This is a genomic window from Pantoea sp. Ap-967 (genome assembly GCF_011752565.1).
Classification (GTDB): Bacteria; Pseudomonadota; Gammaproteobacteria; order Pseudomonadales; family Pseudomonadaceae; genus Aquipseudomonas.
The window spans coordinates 1-2,973 of record NZ_VWXK01000064.1 but is presented as its reverse complement, the minus strand read 5'-3'; the positions used below and the strand labels follow the sequence as shown (position 1 = coordinate 2,973).

Genomic DNA, 2,973 nt, shown 5'->3' with positions numbered 1-2,973 from the left:
ATGCGAATTTTCGGCGAATGTCGTCTTCACAGTATAACCAGATTGCTTGGGGTTATATGGTCAAGTGAAGAAGCGCATACGGTGGATGCCTTGGCAGTCAGAGGCGATGAAAGACGTGGTAGCCTGCGATAAGCTTTGGGGAGTCGGCAAACAGACTGTGATCCAGAGATCTCTGAATGGGGGAACCCACTCAGCATAAGCTGAGTATCTTGTACTGAATACATAGGTGCAAGAGGCGAACCAGGGGAACTGAAACATCTAAGTACCCTGAGGAAAAGAAATCAACCGAGATTCCCTTAGTAGTGGCGAGCGAACGGGGACCAGCCCTTAAGTTGGTTTGAGATTAGTGGAACGCTCTGGAAAGTGCGGCCATAGTGGGTGATAGCCCCGTACACGAAAATCTCTTGTCAATGAAATCGAGTAGGACGGAGCACGAGAAACTTTGTCTGAACATGGGGGGACCATCCTCCAAGGCTAAATACTACTGACTGACCGATAGTGAACCAGTACCGTGAGGGAAAGGCGAAAAGAACCCCGGAGAGGGGAGTGAAATAGAACCTGAAACCGTATGCGTACAAGCAGTGGGAGCCTACTTTGTTAGGTGACTGCGTACCTTTTGTATAATGGGTCAGCGACTTATATTCAGTGGCGAGCTTAACCGAATAGGGGAGGCGTAGCGAAAGCGAGTCTTAATAGGGCGTTTAGTCGCTGGGTATAGACCCGAAACCGGGCGATCTATCCATGGGCAGGTTGAAGGTTAGGTAACACTGACTGGAGGACCGAACCGACTACCGTTGAAAAGTTAGCGGATGACCTGTGGATCGGAGTGAAAGGCTAATCAAGCTCGGAGATAGCTGGTTCTCCTCGAAAGCTATTTAGGTAGCGCCTCATGTATCACTGTAGGGGGTAGAGCACTGTTTCGGCTAGGGGGTCATCCCGACTTACCAAACCGATGCAAACTCCGAATACCTACAAGTGCCGAGCATGGGAGACACACGGCGGGTGCTAACGTCCGTCGTGAAAAGGGAAACAACCCAGACCGTCAGCTAAGGTCCCAAAGTCATGGTTAAGTGGGAAACGATGTGGGAAGGCTTAGACAGCTAGGAGGTTGGCTTAGAAGCAGCCACCCTTTAAAGAAAGCGTAATAGCTCACTAGTCGAGTCGGCCTGCGCGGAAGATGTAACGGGGCTCAAACCATGCACCGAAGCTACGGGTGTCATCTTTGATGACGCGGTAGAGGAGCGTTCTGTAAGCCTGTGAAGGTGAGTTGAGAAGCTTGCTGGAGGTATCAGAAGTGCGAATGCTGACATGAGTAACGACAATGCGAGTGAAAAACTCGCACGCCGAAAGACCAAGGTTTCCTGCGCAACGTTAATCGACGCAGGGTTAGTCGGTCCCTAAGGCGAGGCTGAAAAGCGTAGTCGATGGAAAACAGGTTAATATTCCTGTACTTCCAGTTATTGCGATGGAGGGACGGAGAAGGCTAGGCCAGCTTGGCGTTGGTTGTCCAAGTTTAAGGTGGTAGGCTGAGATCTTAGGCAAATCCGGGATCTTAAGGCCGAGAGCTGATGACGAGTGCTCATTAGAGCGCGAAGTGGTTGATGCCATGCTTCCAAGAAAAGCTCCTAAGCTTCAGATAACTGGGAACCGTACCCCAAACCGACACAGGTGGTTAGGTAGAGAATACCAAGGCGCTTGAGAGAACTCGGGTGAAGGAACTAGGCAAAATGGCACCGTAACTTCGGGAGAAGGTGCGCCGGCGAGGGTGAAGGACTTGCTCCGTAAGCCCATGCCGGTCGAAGATACCAGGCCGCTGCGACTGTTTATTAAAAACACAGCACTCTGCAAACACGAAAGTGGACGTATAGGGTGTGACGCCTGCCCGGTGCCGGAAGGTTAATTGATGGGGTTAGCGCAAGCGAAGCTCTTGATCGAAGCCCCGGTAAACGGCGGCCGTAACTATAACGGTCCTAAGGTAGCGAAATTCCTTGTCGGGTAAGTTCCGACCTGCACGAATGGCGTAACGATGGCGGCGCTGTCTCCACCCGAGACTCAGTGAAATTGAAATCGCTGTGAAGATGCAGTGTATCCGCGGCTAGACGGAAAGACCCCGTGAACCTTTACTATAGCTTTGCACTGGACTTTGAATTTGCTTGTGTAGGATAGGTGGGAGGCTTTGAAGTGGGGACGCCAGTTCTCATGGAGCCATCCTTGAAATACCACCCTGGCAACTTTGAGGTTCTAACTCAGGTCCGTTATCCGGATCGAGGACAGTGTATGGTGGGTAGTTTGACTGGGGCGGTCTCCTCCCAAAGAGTAACGGAGGAGTACGAAGGTGCGCTCAGACCGGTCGGAAATCGGTCGTAGAGTATAAAGGCAAAAGCGCGCTTGACTGCGAGACAAACACGTCGAGCAGGTACGAAAGTAGGTCTTAGTGATCCGGTGGTTCTGTATGGAAGGGCCATCGCTCAACGGATAAAAGGTACTCCGGGGATAACAGGCTGATACCGCCCAAGAGTTCATATCGACGGCGGTGTTTGGCACCTCGATGTCGGCTCATCACATCCTGGGGCTGAAGCCGGTCCCAAGGGTATGGCTGTTCGCCATTTAAAGTGGTACGCGAGCTGGGTTTAGAACGTCGTGAGACAGTTCGGTCCCTATCTGCCGTGGACGTTTGAGATTTGAGAGGGGCTGCTCCTAGTACGAGAGGACCGGAGTGGACGAACCTCTGGTGTTCCGGTTGTCACGCCAGTGGCATTGCCGGGTAGCTATGTTCGGAAGAGATAACCGCTGAAAGCATCTAAGCGGGAAACTTGCCTCAAGATGAGATCTCACTGGGATCTTGAATCCCCTAAAGGGCCGTCGAAGACTACGACGTTGATAGGTTGGGTGTGTAAGCGCTGTGAGGCGTTGAGCTAACCAATACTAATTGCCCGTGAGGCTTGACCATATAACACCCAAGCAATTTGCGCA

At 51.9% G+C, this 2,973-nt stretch carries 1 rRNA gene; it reads left to right on the top strand.

The features are described from left to right. Positions 1-58 precede the first annotated feature (58 nt). Positions 59-2,950 (top strand): 23S ribosomal RNA (locus F3J45_RS29435). Positions 2,951-2,973 lie beyond the last annotated feature (23 nt).